Annotated in this window: 15 protein-coding genes; 11 read left to right on the top strand and 4 right to left on the bottom strand. The window is 72.6% G+C overall.

What is annotated here, in order from left to right; all coding sequences use genetic code 11:
* Both ACFY3U_RS10115 and ACFY3U_RS10110 read right to left on the bottom strand, forming a co-directional pair.
* Positions 1-1,920 carry a helix-turn-helix domain-containing protein gene (locus tag ACFY3U_RS10115; protein ID WP_387198019.1) on the bottom strand — a complete coding sequence of 640 codons (1,920 nt, stop codon included), beginning with the start codon at positions 1,918-1,920 and terminating at the stop codon, positions 1-3.
* Positions 1,921-1,934: 14 nt separating this feature from the next.
* Positions 1,935-2,717 (bottom strand): 3-hydroxybutyrate dehydrogenase, encoded by a 783-nt coding sequence (locus tag ACFY3U_RS10110; protein WP_387198016.1) that lies wholly within the window; start codon positions 2,715-2,717, stop codon positions 1,935-1,937.
* 170 nt (positions 2,718-2,887) lie between these two features.
* On the opposite strand from ACFY3U_RS10110, the gene ruvC reads away from it, so the two are divergent.
* The 8 genes from ruvC to ACFY3U_RS10070 all read left to right on the top strand — a co-directional run bounded on the left by ruvC (position 2,888) and on the right by ACFY3U_RS10070 (position 12,307).
* Positions 2,888-3,415, top strand: coding sequence for a crossover junction endodeoxyribonuclease RuvC (gene ruvC, locus ACFY3U_RS10105; RefSeq protein ID WP_387198013.1), 528 nt, complete (start codon positions 2,888-2,890; stop codon positions 3,413-3,415).
* Entirely contained in the window at positions 3,412-4,014 is a 603-nt protein-coding gene (gene ruvA / locus ACFY3U_RS10100; RefSeq protein ID WP_387198010.1) for a Holliday junction branch migration protein RuvA, read from the top strand. The genes ruvC and ruvA overlap by 4 nt, the downstream gene beginning before the upstream one ends.
* A 28-nt stretch (positions 4,015-4,042) precedes the next feature.
* Positions 4,043-5,107 carry a Holliday junction branch migration DNA helicase RuvB gene (ruvB, locus tag ACFY3U_RS10095; RefSeq protein WP_387198007.1) on the top strand — a complete coding sequence of 355 codons (1,065 nt, stop codon included), beginning with the start codon at positions 4,043-4,045 and terminating at the stop codon, positions 5,105-5,107.
* Positions 5,108-5,246: 139 nt separating this feature from the next.
* A complete protein-coding gene (gene yajC, locus ACFY3U_RS10090; RefSeq protein WP_387198004.1) occupies positions 5,247-5,588 on the top strand; it encodes a preprotein translocase subunit YajC in 342 nt (113 codons plus the stop codon).
* Between the two features lie 227 nt (positions 5,589-5,815).
* Positions 5,816-7,747 carry a protein translocase subunit SecD gene (gene secD / locus ACFY3U_RS10085; RefSeq protein ID WP_387198001.1) on the top strand — a complete coding sequence of 644 codons (1,932 nt, stop codon included), beginning with the start codon at positions 5,816-5,818 and terminating at the stop codon, positions 7,745-7,747.
* A 1-nt stretch (position 7,748) separates the two neighbouring features.
* On the top strand, positions 7,749-8,945 hold the full coding sequence (gene secF / locus ACFY3U_RS10080; RefSeq protein WP_387197997.1) for a protein translocase subunit SecF: 1,197 nt from the start codon (positions 7,749-7,751) through the stop codon (positions 8,943-8,945).
* 99 nt (positions 8,946-9,044) lie between these two features.
* On the top strand, positions 9,045-9,611 hold the full coding sequence (locus ACFY3U_RS10075) for an adenine phosphoribosyltransferase (protein ID WP_387197994.1): 567 nt from the start codon (positions 9,045-9,047) through the stop codon (positions 9,609-9,611).
* A gap of 248 nt (positions 9,612-9,859) precedes the next feature.
* Positions 9,860-12,307, top strand: a complete 2,448-nt coding sequence (locus ACFY3U_RS10070; protein WP_387198835.1) for a RelA/SpoT family protein — start codon at positions 9,860-9,862, stop codon at positions 12,305-12,307.
* A gap of 62 nt (positions 12,308-12,369) precedes the next feature.
* On the opposite strand, the gene ACFY3U_RS10065 is transcribed toward ACFY3U_RS10070, so the two are convergent.
* Positions 12,370-13,209 (bottom strand): peptidylprolyl isomerase, encoded by an 840-nt coding sequence (locus ACFY3U_RS10065; RefSeq protein WP_387197992.1) that lies wholly within the window; start codon positions 13,207-13,209, stop codon positions 12,370-12,372.
* A gap of 63 nt (positions 13,210-13,272) precedes the next feature.
* The gene (locus tag ACFY3U_RS10060; RefSeq protein WP_387197989.1) at positions 13,273-14,145 is read right to left on the bottom strand and encodes a peptidylprolyl isomerase; all 873 of its coding nucleotides are present in this window, start codon (positions 14,143-14,145) and stop codon (positions 13,273-13,275) included.
* 263 nt (positions 14,146-14,408) lie between these two features.
* On the opposite strand from ACFY3U_RS10060, the gene ACFY3U_RS10055 reads away from it, so the two are divergent.
* The 3 genes from ACFY3U_RS10055 (at position 14,409) to ACFY3U_RS10045 (ending at position 17,505) form a co-directional block, all read left to right on the top strand.
* Positions 14,409-15,128, top strand: a complete 720-nt coding sequence (locus ACFY3U_RS10055; RefSeq protein ID WP_387197987.1) for an MBL fold metallo-hydrolase — start codon at positions 14,409-14,411, stop codon at positions 15,126-15,128.
* A 42-nt stretch (positions 15,129-15,170) separates the two neighbouring features.
* Complete coding sequence (gene hisS / locus ACFY3U_RS10050) at positions 15,171-16,499, top strand: histidine--tRNA ligase (protein ID WP_387197985.1); 1,329 nt, start codon at positions 15,171-15,173, stop codon at positions 16,497-16,499.
* A gap of 70 nt (positions 16,500-16,569) precedes the next feature.
* Positions 16,570-17,505 (top strand): acyl-ACP desaturase, encoded by a 936-nt coding sequence (locus tag ACFY3U_RS10045; RefSeq protein WP_387197982.1) that lies wholly within the window; start codon positions 16,570-16,572, stop codon positions 17,503-17,505.
* Positions 17,506-17,548 lie beyond the last annotated feature (43 nt).

Genomic DNA, 17,548 nt, shown 5'->3' with positions numbered 1-17,548 from the left:
TCAGGCTGCCGGGGTGCGCAGCCGGTGCAGGCGCAGCGCCAGCTGTACCTCCAGCGCCCGCTCCGGGCGCTGCCAGTCGGCCCCGAGCAGCTGGCCCACCCGCTCCAGCCGCTGGGTCACCGTGTTGACGTGCACGTGCAGCAGCTCCGCGGCCCGGGCCAGGCTGCCGCCCACCCCGAAGTACGCCTCCAGCGTCTTCACCAGCGCCGTGCCCCGCCGGGCGTCGTAGTCGACCACCGGCCCCACTGTGGCGCCCAGGAACCGGGCCACGTCCCGCTCGCCCTGGTCGCCGACCGTGCCCAGCAGCAGCCCGACGAAGCCCAGCTCGGCGGTGCTCGCCCCCTCGCCGGTGCGGCCCAGCGCGCCGAGCGCGGTCAGGCAGCGCGCCGCCTCGGTGAACGTCGCGGCCAACCCGGTCGGCCCGGTCGCCGGGCCACTCGCCCCGGCGGTCACCCGCCGGCCGGTCACCCGGGACAGGTCCCGGGCCACCGCCCGGGCACTGCCGCCGGCGTCCCGACCGGGGAGCATCAGCACCACCCGGCCGTCCCGCGCCGCCGCCAGGCCGCCCCGGGTCGAGGCGTACGTGGTGGCCCAGGACAGCACCCGCTGCCGGGCGGAACCGGTGGCGGCGATGGCGTCGTCGCCGACCGCCACCAGCACGTGCGGCGCGTCCAGGTCCACCCCGAGCCGGCGGGCCCGGCCGCGCAGCGCGTCGGTGTCCCGCAGCGGCCGGGCGATCAGGTCGTCCAGCAGCTCGCCCCGCACCCGCCCCTCGGCGTCGGCCACCGTCCGGCGGAACAGCAGCAGCAGCGCGGTCACCAGCGCGGCGCGCTCCAGGATCCGCTGGTCGGCGTCGACCAGCTCGTCGTCCGGGCGCAGCAGCAGCGCGCCCAGGTTCTCCGTGCCGGCGACCACCGCGGCGTACCAGAGCGGGCCGCGCCGCACGCTGCGCCCCTCGGTACGGGACGCCGCCACCGCCTCCACCAGGTCCGCCCGGTCGGGCTCCTCGATCGCGCCGACCCGGGCCAGCAGCCGCCCCTGTGCGTCCAACGCCAGCAGCGCCCCGCCGAGCACCTCGGTGACCGCCGCCGCCACGTCCTGCATCCCGCCGCCGCGCAGCACCAGCGCGGTCATCCGGTCGTGCGCCGCCGCGGCCCGCTCCACCGAGCTGCTGTGCGCCCGGATGGTGGTGTTCGCCGCGGAGAGCTCGGCCAGCGCCGAGCGGGTCTCGGCGAGCAGCCGGGCGGTGTCGATGGCCACCGCCGCGTGCGCCGCCAGCGACACCAGCAGGGCCACCTCCTCGCGGGCGAACGGCCGGGCCGACCGGTTCGCCGCGTACAGCACCCCGATCACGCTGGAGCCGAGCCGCAGCGGCACCCCGAGGATGGCCACCAGGCCCTCCTCGCCGACCCCCGAGTCGATCTCCCCGGTGTGGTGGAAGCGCTCGTCCTCGGCGTAGTTCGCGGTCACGTACGGGGTGCCGGTCTGCGCCACCAGCCCGCCGAGCCCGTCGCCCAGCTCCAGCCGTAACCGCTGGAAGCGGGCCGAGACCGACCCGTCGGTGACCCGCATGTAGGTGTCGCCGCGCTCGTCGTCGTTGAGCGTCATGTACGCCACGTCCGCGCCGAGCAGGTGCCGGGCCCGATGCGCGATGGCCCGCAGCACGTCGTCCAGGTCGCGCAGGCCGGCCAGGTCGCCCGCGGTGTCGTACAGGCCGGACAGCTCGACCTCCCGCCGCCGGCGCCGCTCCAGCAACCCGCGCACCCGCAGCGCGACCAGCTTCGCCTGCTCCAGCTCGGCCAGCCGCTCGGCGGGCAGCCCGGCGGCCCGGGCCGCCACCAGCGGTCCCTCGAACTCGACCGCGGCCGCCTCCCGGGCGAGCAGTTCGAGGAACTCCACCGGTGACGACATGAGCGCCATTGTGCGCGGGACCACTAGCTCGCCGTCCAGCCCCCGTCGAGGGCGATCGAGGCGCCGGTGATGAAGGCCGCCGGCGGTGAGCAGAGGTACGCCAGCAGCTCGGCGACCTCCTCCGGCTCGATCAGCCGCTTGATCGCCGCCCGGGTCAGCATCACCTGCTCGACCACCTCGTCCTCGCCGATGCCGTGACTGGCCGCCTGGTCGGCGATCTGGCTCTGCACCAGCGCGGTGCGCACGTACGCCGGGTTGATGCAGTTGCTGGTCACGCCGTGCGCGGCACCCTCCAGCGCGACCACCTTGGACAGTCCTTCCAGCCCGTGCTTGGCCGCCACGTACGCCGCCTTGTACGGCGAGGCGCGCAGCCCGTGCACCGAGGAGATGTTCACGATCCGCCCCCAGCCCCGCGCGTACATGTGCGGCAGCGCGCGGCGGATCAGCCGGAACGGCGCCTCCACCATCACCCGCTGCAGGTGGGCGAAGCGCTCGGGCGGGAAGTCGGGCAGCTGCGCGACGTGCTGCAGGCCGGCGTTGTTCACCACGATGTCCACGTCGGCGTCGAGCCGGTCCACGGCGGCCGGGTCGGCCAGGTCGACCCCCTCGGCCCGGCCACCCGTCTCCGCGGCCACCGCCCTGGCCGCCTCGACGTTGCGGTCCACCACCAGCACCGTCGCGCCCGCCGCCGCCAGCCGCAGCGCGCAGGCCCGGCCGATGCCGCCGCCACCACCGGTCACCAGGGCGCTGCGACCGGAGAGGTCGACGCGTACGACGTGGGGGACCGCCACGGGTTCTACCGTCATGGCGCAAGAAGTTACGAGCCGGGTGGCCGGCCGCACATGGTTCGGGGACACATACTCGGGGGCCGGACTGTGTGGTGGCCCGGGCGTCGGCGTGTCCGCCCGGCGGGTGGTCCGGGCGGGCCAGTAGGGTGTCGAACACACGTACTGCTGGCGGTGGGGGAGGAGGCGGCGTGCGGGTGCTGGGCGTCGATCCGGGGCTGACCCGGTGCGGGGTCGGCGTGGTCGAGGGCGTGCCCGGGCGGCCCTGCACGCTGATCGCCTACTACGTCGTCTACACCGATCCCGGTGACGACCTGCCGCTGCGCCTGCTGCACCTGGACCGCTCGCTGACCGACCTGGTGGCCGAGCACCGGCCGGATGCGGTGGCCGTCGAGCGGGTGTTCAGCCAGCACAACGTGCGTACGGTGATGGGCACCGCCCAGGCCAGCGGGATCGCGGTGCTCGCCGGCGCGCGCGCCGGGCTGCCCGTGCAGACGTACACGCCCAGCGAGGTGAAGGCGGCGGTGACCGGTTCCGGTCAGGCGGACAAGAAGCAGATGACGACCATGGTGACCCGGCTGCTGCGGCTGGCCGAGCCGCCGAAGCCGGCCGACGCCGCCGACGCGCTGGCCCTGGCCATCTGCCACGTCTGGCGGGGCGGCACCCGGTCCAAGCTGGCCGCCGCCGCGGATCGGGTACGACGAGGAGGAGCAGGATGATCGCCAGCGTGCGCGGCACGGTGACCGCGACCGGTCCGGATCACGCGGTGGTGGAGGTCGGCGGGATCGGCCTGGCGGTGCAGTGCGCCCCCGGCACGCTGGCCGACCTGCGGGTCGGCCAGTCCGCCCGGCTCGCCACCAGCCTGGTGGTCCGGGAGGACTCACTCACCCTCTACGGCTTCGCCGACGACGACGCCAAGCAGCTGTTCGAGCTGCTGCAGACCGCCAGTGGGGTGGGTCCCCGGCTGGCCCAGGCGGTGCTCGCGGTGCACACCCCGGACGCGGTCCGCAAGGCGATCGCCAACGCCGACGTCGCCGCCCTGACCCGGGTGCCGGGGATCGGCAAGAAGGGCGCCGAGCGCCTGGTGCTGGAGCTGCGCGACCGGATCGGCCCGGTGCCGGTCGGCGCGGACGGGGCGGCCGGGGTGACCGGCGGCGCCTGGCCGGAGCAGGTGCGCCAGGCGCTGGTCGGGTTGGGCTGGACGGCCGGGCAGGCAGACCAGGCGGTGGCCGCGGTGGCGGAGACCGTCGACGGTGAGACGCCCCCGGTGCCGGTGCTGCTCAAGCAGGCCATCCGACTGCTCGGCCGAACGCGATGAGCGCGGGGAGTGAGCCGGGGGTAGACGCGTGAGCGGCGACAACCTGGTCTCGGCGTACGTGGCCGACGGTGACCTGGACGCGGAGGCCACCGTCCGGCCGAAGCGGCTGGACGAGTTCATCGCCCAGCACCGGGTCCGCGACCAGCTCGACCTGCTGCTGCAGGGCGCGATGCGGCGCGGCAGCCCGCCCGACCACATCCTCCTGTCAGGGCCTCCTGGCTTGGGTAAGACCACCCTGGCCAATATCGTGGCGGCCGAGCTGGGCGCGGGCATCCGGGTGACCAGCGGCCCGGCGATCGAGCGCTCCGGTGATCTGGCGGCCATCCTGACCAGCCTCGCCGAGGGCGACGTGCTGTTCATCGACGAGATCCACCGGATCGCCAAACCGGCCGAGGAGCTGCTCTACAGCGCGATGGAGGACTTCCGGGTCGACGTGGTGGTCGGCAAGGGGCCGGGCGCCACGGCCATCCCGCTGGACGTGGAGCCGTTCACGCTGGTCGGCGCGACCACCCGGTCCGGCCTGCTGACCGGGCCGATGCGCGACCGGTTCGGCTTCGTCGCGCACCTGGACTTCTACGCCCCGGCCGACCTGGAGGCGTTGCTGCACCGCTCGGCCCGGATCCTCGGCGTGCCGATCACCGACGAGGGCGCGGTGGAGATCGCCGGCCGCTCCCGGGGCACACCCCGGATCGCCAACCGGCTGCTGCGCCGGGTCCGCGACTACGCCGAGGTGCGGGCCGACGGCGTGGTCACCCTGGAGACCGCCCGGGCGGCGCTCACCGTGTACGACGTGGACGCGCTCGGCCTGGACCGGCTGGACCGGGCGGTGCTGACCGCGCTGGTCGACTCGTTCCGGGGCGGGCCGGTGGGCCTGTCCACGCTGGCCGTGGCGGTGGGGGAGCAGCCGGACACGGTGGAGGAGGTCTGCGAGCCGTTCCTGGTCCGGGCGGGCCTGCTGGCGCGTACGCCCCGGGGGCGGGTGGCGACCGAGGCGGCCTGGCGGCATCTGGGGCGCAATCCACCAAATGGTACATTTGGCATGGATGCCGGTCCGGTGCCCGATCTGTTCTCCTCCGCCCCCGATCAGGCGTGACGGGAACGTGATCTGTACCGCATTCGGTGTTCTCAGGTGTAGGGACTAGACTCGCCGCGGTCTGTACAGGATGTGAGAATCCGCCTCCGCTCCGGCGCCTCGGCGCCCGGTCCGGAGGCCAATGGGAAGGTCGCACACCGTGCTCTACGCAGCAGCTGCCGGCGGAGGCGCCGGCGGTCTCACGCCGATCATCATGATCGCCCTGCTCTTCGGCGTCATGTACTTCATGATGATCCGCCCGCAGCAGAAGCGCCGCCGCGAGGCCGAGTCCATGCAGTCCACCCTCGGGATCGGCGACGAGGTGGTAACCATCGGCGGCCTCTACGGCACGGTCACCGGGGTGGAGGACGACACCGTGCTGCTCGAGGTGGCCCCCGGCGTGCAGACCCGCTACGCCCGCCCGGCCATCGCCCGTGTGGTGACCAAGGCCGAGCAGGTCGAGGAGCCGATCGCCGAGGACGCGGACGCGATCAAGGAGTGAGTCGTCCCCGCCCGGCGACGGGCGGGGCCTGCAGGACAACTGAACAGGTGGGCCGGCCTCCGTTGGCCGGCACGCGTCCCGCACCGACCGGCGCCCCCAGCCGGCGGCGGTACGCCGTGCCGCGCGACGGGCGCCGGCCTGTGGAGAGCACGTCGGCCCGGACCACCGGGTCCGACCTCGCCGCCGCCGCGTCGGCGGCGCGACCGTTACAGGGAGACAGGACAGCCGTGGCACCACCTCAGGGACAGATGCACCCCGGGCGGCAGCTCGCCGCGCTCGGGCTCATCTTCGTGGTCCTCTATTCTTTGGTGTTCTTCGCCGGCGCCCACGGTGGCTGGAAGGACCGGCTGCACCCTCGGCTCGGTCTGGACCTCATCGGCGGGACCCGGGTCACGCTGGAGGCCACCAACAGCCTCGACGGCAAGGCGCCGACCGCGGCGAACCTCGAGGAGGCCCGCCAGATCATCGAGAACCGGGTCAACGGCTACGGCGTGGCCGAGGCCGAGGTGGTCACCGAGGGCAACCGGAACATCGTGATCTCCCTGCCCGGCGAGAACCGCAACCTGACCGGCATCGGCAGCGCGGCCGAGCTGCGCTTCCGCAAGGTGCTCAAGGCGGCCGACGGCAGCGGCGCGGTCACCCCGCCGCCGGCGGCGACCCCGGCCCCGTCCGGCAGCGCCGCCCCGAAGCCCTCGGGCAGCGCCGCGCCGAAGCCGTCCGGCAGCGCCGCGCCCAAGCCGTCCGCGAGCGCCGAGCCCAAGGTGTCGGCCGCCCCGTCCGGGGGTCAGGGCGGTGGCGCCCCGGCGCCGAGCGCCAGCGCCACCCCGGCCGCGTCGGCCTCGCCGAGCGCGCCGGCCGCCGCGCCGAGTGCCAGTCCGGCCCCGGTGTCGCAGAGCATCGAGCAGCAGCGCAAGGCCGTCGAGCAGAAGGTCGGCCCGGCCGCCTGGGCCGCCGCGAGCGCGCTGCAGGCCCCGGCCGACCTGGCCAGCGACCCATCGCTGGCGACGAAGTTCAAGCCGTTCGGCACGCTCTCCCCGCAGGAGATCGCGGTGCTGGCGCCGCAGATGCAGTTCAACGTCCCGACGATCACCTGCGCCCAGCTGGACAAGCGACCGGCCGCCTCGATCAAGGACGAGAACCAGCAGGCGGTGGCCTGCGAGGGCGGCGCCGCGAAGTACCTGCTCGACAAGGCGAAGGTGCTCGGCACCGACGTCAAGGACGCCAACGCGGTGCTCGACCAGGCCAGCTCCTGGGTGGTCAGCCTGAACTTCAGCGGCGAGGGCCAGAGCAAGTGGACCGAGCTGACCCGGGAGTCGTACCAGAACAAGGGCGGCACCTGCGAGCAGACCGCGCTCGGCCAGGACGGCAACTGCCGGGTGGCGGTCGTGCTGGACAACGAGATCGTCTCCGCGCCGGAGATCCAGGGCGTGCTGACCGGTGACTCGCAGATCAGCGGCAGCTTCAACAGCAAGTCGGCGAACGACCTGGCCAGCCAGCTCCGCTACGGCGCGCTGCCGGTGACCTTCAACCAGCAGGAGGCGCAGAACGTCACCGCCACCCTGGGCGACACCCAGCTGCGCGCCGGCCTGCTCGCCGCCGGCATCGGCATGCTGCTGGTCATCATCTACTCGTTCTTCTACTACCGGCTACTCGGCTCGGTGATCTTCCTGAGCCTGGTGCTCTCCGGGCTGCTGGTCTTCGGCGCCCTGGTGGTGCTCGGCCGGCAGATCGGCTTCACCCTCACCCTCGCCGGCATCGCCGGCATGATCGTGTCACTCGGTGTGGCGGCGGACTCGTTCGTCATCTACTTCGAGCGGCTCAAGGACGAGATCCGCGAGGGCCGCAGCCCGCGCAGCGCGGTGCCGCGCGCCTGGGTCCGCGCCCGTCGGACGATCGTCTCGGCGAACGCGATCACGCTGATGTCCGCGGTGGTGCTCTACATCGTCTCGATCGGCACGGTCAAGGGCTTCGCCTTCGCCCTCGGCCTGGCCACCGTGCTCGACCTGGTGGTGGTCTTCCTGTTCCGCCACCCGATCATGACGATGTTCGCCAACACCAAGGCGTTCCTGTCCCCGCGGGTCAGCGGCCTGGGCCGGGCCCTGCCGTCCCGGTCGGCCGAGCAGGCCAACCCCCGCACCTCGCGCGTCAAGGAGGCCTGAGATGGCTAGGAATGGTCTGGCGTCCCGGCTGTACCGGGGCGAGGCCGACCTCAACATCGTCGGCCGGCGCAAGCTCTGGTTCAGTGTCGCCGCCGCGCTGGCGCTGGTCGCGGTGCTGAGCTTCGCCCTGCGCGGTTTCAACCTGGGCATCGAGTTCGCCGGCGGCAACTCGCTGATCGTGCCGGCCAGTGTCGGCACGATCGACGACACCGAGCAGCGGGTGAATGACATCCTGAAGACCAAGGGTGGCGGCGCCGAGGTGGCCACCGCCCAGCAGGTCGGGGGCAGCAACGGCGAGTCGTACGAGATGCGCACCTCGGAGCTGACGCCCGCGCAGGACAGCGCGGTGAAGGCGGCGATCGCGCAGGAGTTCGGCGTGCCGCTCAACCAGGTCGGCGGAAACCAGGTCAGCGCGTCCTTCGGCAGCCAGGTGACCGAGCGCGCGGTGCTCGGTCTGATCATCTTCCTGGTCGTGGTGGCGCTCTACCTGATCGTCCGGTTCGAGTGGCGGATGGCGGCCGCCGCGCTGGCCTCACTGCTGATGAACCTGGTGCTCACCTCGGGCATCTACTCGCTGGTGGGCCTCGACGTCACCCCGTCGACGATCATCGGTTTCCTCACCATCCTGGGCTTCGCGCTCTACGACGTGGTGGTGGTCTTCGACAAGGTCCAGGAGAACACCCGGGGCATCACCGCGAACAACAATCAGACGTACGGCGAGGCGGCCAACCTGGCGTTGAACCAGTCGCTGATGCGGTCGCTGAACACCTCGGTGGTGGCGCTGCTCCCGGTCGGCGGCCTGCTGTTCATCGGCGCGTTCCTGCTCGGCGCGGGCACCCTGAAGGACCTCGGCCTGGTGCTCTTCGTCGGTATGGCGGTGGCGTTCCTGACCTCGATCCTGCTGGCCACCCCGCTGCTGGTCTGGCTGAAGAACAAGGACCCGCGGATCAACGCGCACCACAAGCGGGTGCTGGCCCGCCGGGGCGCGATCGCCCGGGGCGAGATCGTTCCGCGCGGCGCCGCCCGACGCGTCGAGGGCACGGCCGACGACGAGCCGATCGACCCGGAGTCGGCGGCGCTGGCCGGCAGCGCCCCGAAGGTCGGCGCCCGGCCGGCCGGCAAGCGGCCGACCGGCGCCCGGGGCGGTCGCCCCAGCGGCGGCGGGGGCAGCCGGCCGGGTGGCGCCAAGCGGCGCTGACCCGCCGACACCCGGTAGAGATCGATCCGACGGCGTCCGCCATGCTGTGCGAGCAGCGTGCCGGACGCCGTCGTCGTACCGAAGGGAAGCGGAGCCACCGTGACGGAGACCCACAGCACCGGGGTACGGGGAGACAGCGGCCCGCAGGTCGCCCAGCTGGTCGCCAGCCGGGTGCTGGACGTGCCGGACTTCCCCAAGCCGGGCGTGATGTTCAAGGACCTGATGCCGCTCTTCGCCGACGGCGACGTGTTCCGTGAGGTGATCGACGGGATCATCGGGTACCACGGGCGCGACTCGTTCGACGCGGTGGTCGGCATCGAGGCCCGCGGCTTCGTGATCGCCGCGGCCATCGCGTACGCCACCGGGGTGGGCGTGGTGCCGGTGCGCAAGGCGGGCAAGCTGCCCCGGCCGGCGTACTCGGCCTCGTACGCGCTGGAGTACGGGGAGGCCACCCTGGAGGTGCACCAGGACGCGTTCACCGCCGGGCACCGGGTGCTGGTGGTGGACGATGTGCTGGCCACCGGAGGCACCGCCGAGGCCACCTTGGATCTGGTCGAGCGGGCCGGCGGCACGGTCTCCGGCTTCACCGTGCTGCTCGAGCTGAGCTTCCTCAAGGGGCGCGAGCGGCTGGCCGGGCGTCCGGTCCATGCCCTGCTGACCGTTTGATCCGGCGGCCGGCGCGCGCCCTCGACGGGGGCCGTCCGGCGGAGCGGCGGGGCACCCTCCGTACGGGTAGGATTGCCCTTTGCTGAGCGGGTGGAGATCCGCCCGTCGGCAGGGCGACCAGCCGGTGAGACCGGCCGGGAGCGGAACAATGCCGGCCCCTCGGCCGGTTGAAGAGGACGTCGACCGCACGGTCGGCGTTTTCCCGGCGAGCGGTGAGGAGGCCGGTGTCCCACGATGTCGTTCCTCCGGTGGAGGGCACGGTGCACCCGACAGGCGATACTGACGGCTCGGTGACCGACCGGAAGACCACCCCGCCGCCCGCGGTGGCGGACGCCGGTGACGGCGTCGCCGCCGAGACCGCCGGTCAGCCCGACGAGACCGTCGTGGCGCCGTTCCCGCTCGACGAGGACTCCTCGCCGAGCGGCGGCTTCGCGCTGTCCAACGCGCCCACCGGCCGCCGGGTGCGGGCCCGGTTGGCCCGGTTCAACGCCCCCTGGCAGAGCTCCCAGGTCAGCGAGGTGCTCGAGCCGCTGATCTCGTCCCACCGGGACGCCCACCCCAAGGCCGACGCGCGGCTGCTGCAGCGCGCCTTCGACACCGCCGCCCGCTGGCACTCCGGTCAGTACCGCAAGTCCGGTGACCCGTACATCACCCACCCGCTGGCGGTGGCCACCATCCTGGGCAACCTGGGGATGGACACCACCACGCTGGTGGCGGCGCTGCTGCACGACACCATCGAGGACACCGAGTACACCCTTGACCAGATGCGGGCCGACTTCGGGCCCGAGGTGACGCTCCTGGTCGACGGGGTGACCAAGCTCGACAAGGTCAAGCTGGGCGACGCGGCCAAGGCGGAGACGATCCGCAAGATGGTCGTGGCGATGGCCAAGGACCCGCGGGTGCTGGTGATCAAGCTGGCCGACCGGCTGCACAACATGCGCACCCTGACCTTCCTGCCCCGCCCCAAGCAGGAGCAGAAGGCCAAGGAGACGCTGGAGATCCTGGCCCCGCTGGCGCACCGCCTCGGCATGAACACGATCAAGTGGGAGCTGGAGGACCTCGCCTTCGGCACCCTGTTCCCGAAGCGGTACGAGGAGATCAACCGGCTGATCGGGGAGCACCAGCCGCAGCGGGAGTCGCTGCTCAAGCAGGTCACCCAGAAGGTCGGCACCGACCTCAAGGCCGCCAAGATCAAGGCGGAGACCACCGGCCGGCCGAAGCACCTCTACTCGATCTACCAGAAGATGATCGTGCGGGGGCGCGACTTCAACGACATCTACGACCTGGTCGGGGTGCGGATCCTGGTCGACACGGTGCGGGACTGCTACGCGGCGCTGGGCGTGATCCACGCGAACTGGCAGCCGGTGCCGGGCCGGTTCAAGGACTACATCGCGATGCCCAAGTTCAACATGTACCAGTCGTTGCACACGACGGTCATCGGGCCCACCGGCAAGCCGGTGGAGATGCAGATCCGCACCTACGCGATGCACCGCACCGCCGAGTTCGGCATCGCCGCGCACTGGAAGTACAAGGAGCACAAGGGCACCCAGATCGTCGGCCCGCCGGCGCACATCGACGAGATGACCTGGCTGCGGCAGCTGCTGGACTGGCAGCGGGAGGCGGCCGACCCGAGCGAGTTCCTGGACGCGCTGCGCTTCGACCTGTCCAGCCAGGAGGTGTACGTCTTCACCCCGAAGGGCGACGTCATCCCGCTGCCGACCGGCTCCACACCGGTGGACTTCGCGTACGCGGTGCACACCGAGGTCGGGCACAAGTGCATCGGCGCCCGGGTCAACGGCAAGCTGGTGCCGTTGGAGTCGACGCTCTCCAACGGCGACGTGATCGAGATCTTCACCTCTAAGTCCGACACCGCCGGCCCGACGCAGGACTGGCTGGGCTTCGTCAAGAGCCCGCGGGCCCGCACCAAGATCCGCCAGTACTTCAACAAGGAGCGGCGCGAGGAGGCGATCGAGGCCGGCAAGGACGCGATCGTCAAGGCGATGCGCAAGCAGGGCATGCCGCTGCAGCGGATGCTCACCTCCGACAACCTGATGGCGATCGCCCGGGACCTGCACCTGGCCGACGTCGCGTCGCTCTACGCGGCCGTCGGCGACAGCCAGGTCTCCGCCCAGTCGGTGGTGCAGAAGCTGATGGCCACCTACGGCGGCGAGGAGGGCGCGGCGGAGGACATCGCCGAGACCGCCGTCGCCACCCGGCCGCCGCGTAGCCGGCAGAACAGCAGCGATCCCGGCGTGGTGGTCCGCGGCGTCAGCGACGTGTGGATCAAGCTGGCCCGCTGCTGCACCCCGGTCCCGCCCGACTCGGTGTTCGGGTTCGTCACCCGCTCCGGCGGGGTGAGCGTGCACCGGGACGACTGCGCCAACGCCGAGGACCTGCGCGCGCAGAGCGAGCGGGTGGTCGAGGTCAGCTGGAAGCTCACCTCCGCCTCGACGTTCCTGGTCGCCATCCAGGTCGAGGCGCTGGACCGGCACAAGCTGCTGGCCGACGTCACCCGGGTGCTCTCCGACGAGCGGGTCAACATCCTCTCCGCCACCGTCACCACCACCCGGGACCGGGTGGCGGTCAGCCGGTTCAGCTTCGAGATGGCCGACCCCAAGCACCTGGGCCACCTGCTGGCCACCGTCCGCAAGGTGGACGGCGTCTTCGACGCGTACCGGGTCACCTCGGGCGCCTGAGGCACCGACGAGAAAGCGCCCGCCGGCGGTGCCGGCGGGCGCTTCGTCGTACGCGGGGCGGGTCAGCCCTGGATGTCGCTCATGCTCAGCTTGGTGATGGTGATCTCCTTCTTGGGGTGACCGCCGCCGGCCTGCTTGGCGAACGCCCCGTCGTCACCGGCCGCGGCGACCTGCTTGACCAGGTCCATCCCGCCGGTGACCGTGCCGAGCACGGTGTAGTTCGGGTCGAGCTGCGAGTCGCCGTACACGATGAAGAACTGGCTGCCGGTGCTGCCCGGCTGGCCGGAGTTGGCCATCGCGATGACGCCGTCCGGGTACGCGGGGCGCTTGTCGGTCGGCAGGTTCTCCTCGGTCAGCTTGTAGGTCGGGCCGCCGGTGCCGTCGGTCTCCCGCCAGCCCTTGCCGGTCGCGCTCGGGTCACCGCACTGCAGCACCTTGATGCCCTCGGTCACCAGCCGGTGGCACTTGGAGTTGTCGAAGAAGCCCTTGCTGGCCAGGTGGGTGAAGCTGCCCGCGGTGCAGGGCACCTTGGACCGGTCGATCTTGGCGGTGATCGGGCCCAGGTTGGTGTCGATCGTCATGGTCTGGGTGCCGGTGCTCTGCTGCTTCGCCTCCGGCAGGCCGACGTCCTTGATCTGCTTGGGTCGGCCCTCCTTCGGCATCTCGGTGTAGGCGCACTCGGCGAACCCGCCCTCCGCGCCGGCTGCGGCCTGCTGCTTGTCGTCGCCGCCGAGGCTGCTCGCCAACCAGATCGTGCCGGCGACCACGAGCAGCAGGACCGCGCCCGCTCCGACGATCGCCTGCGTCTGCCGGCGCTTGCGGGCCTTGGCCGAGCGCTCGGCCATCTCCCGCTCCAGTCGGGCCCGCGCCGCCGCGCGCTGCCGCTCTCTCGTGGACGTCACGCCTCACTCCTCCTGGGCTTGCTGGCGCGGTCGCTGCCGCACGGTACGGGTGGTCTGTCCGGTTCAGCCGGCGCTGGGGCTGGCCGTCGGGGCGGCCGAGGCCGGCGCCGGTGCCGTCTGGGGCTCGCCGACGGTGAGCTTCTGGAGCACCACGTCGGTCTTCGGCTTGACCTTGGCCCCCGTCCCATTGTCCACGGTCGGCAGGGCACCGATCTTCTCGATCACGTTCAGCCCGCCGGTGACCCGGCCGATCACCGGGTACGCCGGCTTCGCCGGGTTGAAGTCCTTGAAGAAGACCAGGAACTGGCTGCCGTTGGCGCCCGGCGGGTTGGCGATCATCGCGACCGTGCCCTTCGGGTACGCCGGCGCCTGGCCGGGGGCCGGGCTGGCCGACGGGGTGGTCTCCGGCACCGCCGGGACGTTCTCGTCGTAGAACGTGTAGGTGGGGCCGCCGAGCCCGGTGCCGCTCGGGTCGCCGCAGCGCAGCGCGCCCTCGGCGGTGATCTCGTGGCACTTGGTGTTGTCGTAGAACCCGCGGCTGGACAGGTGGGCGATGCTGGCCGCGGCGCAGGGCGCGCCGGCGAGGTCCAGCTCGGCGGTGACCGGGCCGCCCTGGTTGGTGGTGAGGGTCATGGCGCGGGTGCCGGCGGTCGGCAGGTCCTTCGTCGGCGGGGTGCCGACGTCCTTGAGGTTGGCGTTGCCGCCGGAGTCCTGCGGGGTCCAGAGGCAGACGTCCTCGGCGGCCTTGCGCTCCGGGTCGCGGTCGAAGGCGCCCAGCCCCCAGGCCGCGCCGACCACCACCAGCACCAGCACCAGCGCGGCGCCGACGCCCGCCTGGATCTGCCGGCGTCGCCGGGTGGCGGCGGCCCGTCGGGCCTGCTGCCGGTCGAGCTTCTCCCGTGCCAGCTTGCGCTGCCGGTCCCTGCTGGAAGCCACAGGTGCTCCCCCTCCTCTACCTGGTCGTCACCGGCGGTCCGGGCGGCTCACGCCCGTCGCGTCCGCAGGTGCGCCACGCCACACGCCCGCCAGAGTGTACGGGTACCTGCTGTGAAAGTGGGGTACCAGGTCGGGGCTGCGTTTATCGGAGTGCATCACTGTGCCGGGCGGGGCGGACGGGACGGGTGGGCCCGGGATATCCGCTCGTCCCTGCGGCTAGGCTGCCCTCAGGGACGACGATCGGAAACGGAAGGGGAGCGGACGTGCTCGTGGCCGGCTTTCCCGCGGACGCCTTCGGCACCAACTGCTACGTGGTGGCGACCGCGCCGGGGGAGCAGTGCGTGGTGGTCGACCCCGGCATCGGGGTGCTCGACCGGCTCGACGCCGTGCTCGCCGAGCACCGCCTGCACCCGGCCGCCGTGCTGCTCACCCACGGCCACCTGGACCACACCTTCTCCGTCGCGCCGGTCTGCGGCGCGCGCGGCATTCCGGCGTACGTGCACCCGGACGACCGGGAGCTGCTGGCCGACCCGGCCAAGGCGCTCTCGATGGACCTCACCCAGCTCTTCGGCGGCCGGCTGCCGTACGCGGAGCCGGACGACGTGGCCGAGCTGACCGACGGCGCGACGCTGGCCCTGGCCGGGCTGGAGATCACCGTCGACCACGCCCCGGGCCATACCGGCGGGTCGGTGCTGTTCCGGCTGCCCGGCGCCGGCTCGCCCTGGGAGGCGGAGCAGATCTGCCTCTCCGGTGACGTGCTCTTCGCCGGCTCGATCGGCCGCACCGACCTGCCGGGCGGCAGCATGCCCCGGATGCTGTCCAGCCTGCGGGAGAAGGTCCTTCCGCTGGCCGACGACACGGTCGTCCTGCCCGGCCACGGCCCCGCGACCACCATCGGCCGCGAGCGCGCGACCAACCCGTACCTCGTCGAGGTGGCGGACGACGGCGACGCGCGCCCGGCCACACCCACCCGAGGCCTCTAGACCCGCGCCCGCGCCGAAGCGCGGGATCCCAAGGAGTACGCCATGAGCAAGCCCACGCCCATCTCCGGCTTCCCGGAGTGGACGCCCGCCCAGCGGATGATCGAGCAGTACGTCCTCGACCGGATCCGCGCCACCTTCGAGCTGTACGGCTTCGCCCCGCTGGAGACCCGCTCGGTCGAGCCGCTGGACCAGCTGCTGCGCAAGGGCGAGACGTCCAAGGAGGTCTACCTGCTGCGCCGGTTGCAGGCCGACACCGACGGCCCGGCCGGCGACGACGCGCTCGGCCTGCACTTCGACCTGACCGTGCCGTTCGCCCGGTACGTGCTGGAGAACGCCGGCAAGCTGCAGTTCCCGTTCCGCCGCTACCAGATCCAGAAGGTGTGGCGGGGGGAGCGCCCGCAGGAGGGCCGCTACCGCGAGTTCCTCCAGGCCGACATCGACATCGTCGACCGGGACACCCTGCCGCCGCACTACGAGGCCGAGCTGCCGCTGGTGATCGGCGACGCGCTGCGCTCGCTGCCGATCCCGCCGGTGACCATCCAGGTCAACAACCGCAAGATCTGTGAGGGCTTCTATCGGGGGGTCGGCATCGACGACCCGGCGGCGGCGCTGCGCGCGGTGGACAAGCTGGACAAGATCGGGCCGGCGAAGGTGGCCGAGCTGCTGGCCGAGACGGCCGGGGCGACCGAGGCCCAGGCGAAGGCCGCGCTGGCGCTGGCGGAGATCTCGGCGCCGGACGCCTCCTTCGCCGACGCGGTGCGCGGCCTCGGGGTCAGCGACCCGCTGCTCGACGAGGGGCTGGCCGAGCTGACCGCGGTGATGGACACGGCCGCCGCGCACTCGCCCGGCCTCTGCGTGGCCGACCTGCGGATCGCCCGCGGCCTGGACTACTACACCGGCACCGTCTACGAGACGCAGCTGGCCGGGTACGAGCGGTTCGGCTCGATCTGCTCCGGCGGCCGGTACGACAACCTGGCCACGTCGGGCGCCGTCTCGTTCCCCGGGGTGGGCATCTCGATCGGGGTGACCCGGCTGCTCGGCCTGCTCTTCGGCGCCGAGGCGTTGACGGTCAGCCGCAGCGTGCCGACCTGCGTGCTGGTCGCGGTGACCGCTGAGGAGGACCGCCCGGCGAGCAACGCGGTGGCGGCGGCGCTGCGCTCGCGGGGCGTACCGACCGAGGTGTCGCCGTCCGCGGCGAAGTTCGGCAAGCAGATCCGGTACGCCGAGCGGCGGGGCATCCCGTACGTCTGGTTCCCGGGCGCTGAGGGCGCCTCGGACGAGGTGAAGGACATCCGCTCCGGTGAGCAGGTCGCCGCGGCGGCGGGGGAGTGGACGCCGCCCCGGGCGGACCTGAAGCCGCTGGTGGGCTGAGCTCATTACTGGCGCGTACGGCCGATCGGACCTACGGTGGCGTAAGTTACGCCACCGTAGGGAGATCGTCGTGACCGCACTGAGCCAGACCGCGCTGCTGCTGGAGCTCGAGCCCGTCGTGGCCAGCAACCTGGACCGCCACCTGTCGATGGCCAAGGAGTGGTTCCCGCACGAGTACGTGCCGTGGAGCCAGGGGCGGACCTTCGACGGACCGCTCGGTGGCGAGGCGTGGGCGGAGACCGACTCGGCGATCCCGGACGTGGCGCGCACCGCGCTGATCGTCAACCTGCTCACCGAGGACAACCTGCCCTCGTACCACCATGAGATCGCCACGCTGTTCGGCCGGGACGGCGCCTGGGGGACCTGGGTGCACCGGTGGACGGCGGAGGAGGGCCGGCACGGCACCGCGATCCGCGACTACCTGACGGTGACCCGGGCGGTGGACCCGGTGGCGTTGGAGCGGGCCCGGATGACCCACATGTCCGCCGGTTACCACAACGTGCACGGCGACGAGGTGCTGCACTCGCTGGCGTACGTGTCGTTCCAGGAGCTGGCCACCCGGATCTCGCACCGCAACACCGGCCGGGCCACCGGCGACCCCGCGTGCGAGGCGCTGCTGGCCCGGGTCGCCGCGGACGAGAACCTGCACATGGTCTTCTACCGGAACCTGCTGGCCGCGGCGTTCGAGCTGGCGCCCAGCCAGGCGATGCGGGCGGTCGCCGACGTGCTGGCCGACTTCCAGATGCCGGGGGTCGGCATCGACGGGTTCGCCCGCAAGTCGGTGGCGATCGCCCTGGCCGGCATCTACGACCTGCGGCAGCACCGCGACGAGGTGGTCGTCCCGGTGCTGCGCCAGTGGGACGTCTTCACCGTCACCGGCCTGGACGCCGACGGCGAGGTCGCCCGCGACCAGATCGCCACCCACCTCGACGACCTGGACCGCACCGCCACCCGCTTCGAGGAGAAGCGCGCAACCCGCGCAACCCGCCTCGCCGCCCGCGCCTAACCCGCCCCCTCCCGCCCCCTCCCGCCCCCGCTCCCGGCGATCT

It is taken from the genome of Micromonospora sp. NPDC000089 (genome assembly GCF_042899365.1).
Classification (GTDB): domain Bacteria; phylum Actinomycetota; class Actinomycetes; order Mycobacteriales; family Micromonosporaceae; genus Micromonospora.
This window is presented reverse-complemented; position numbering and strand designations above follow the sequence as displayed.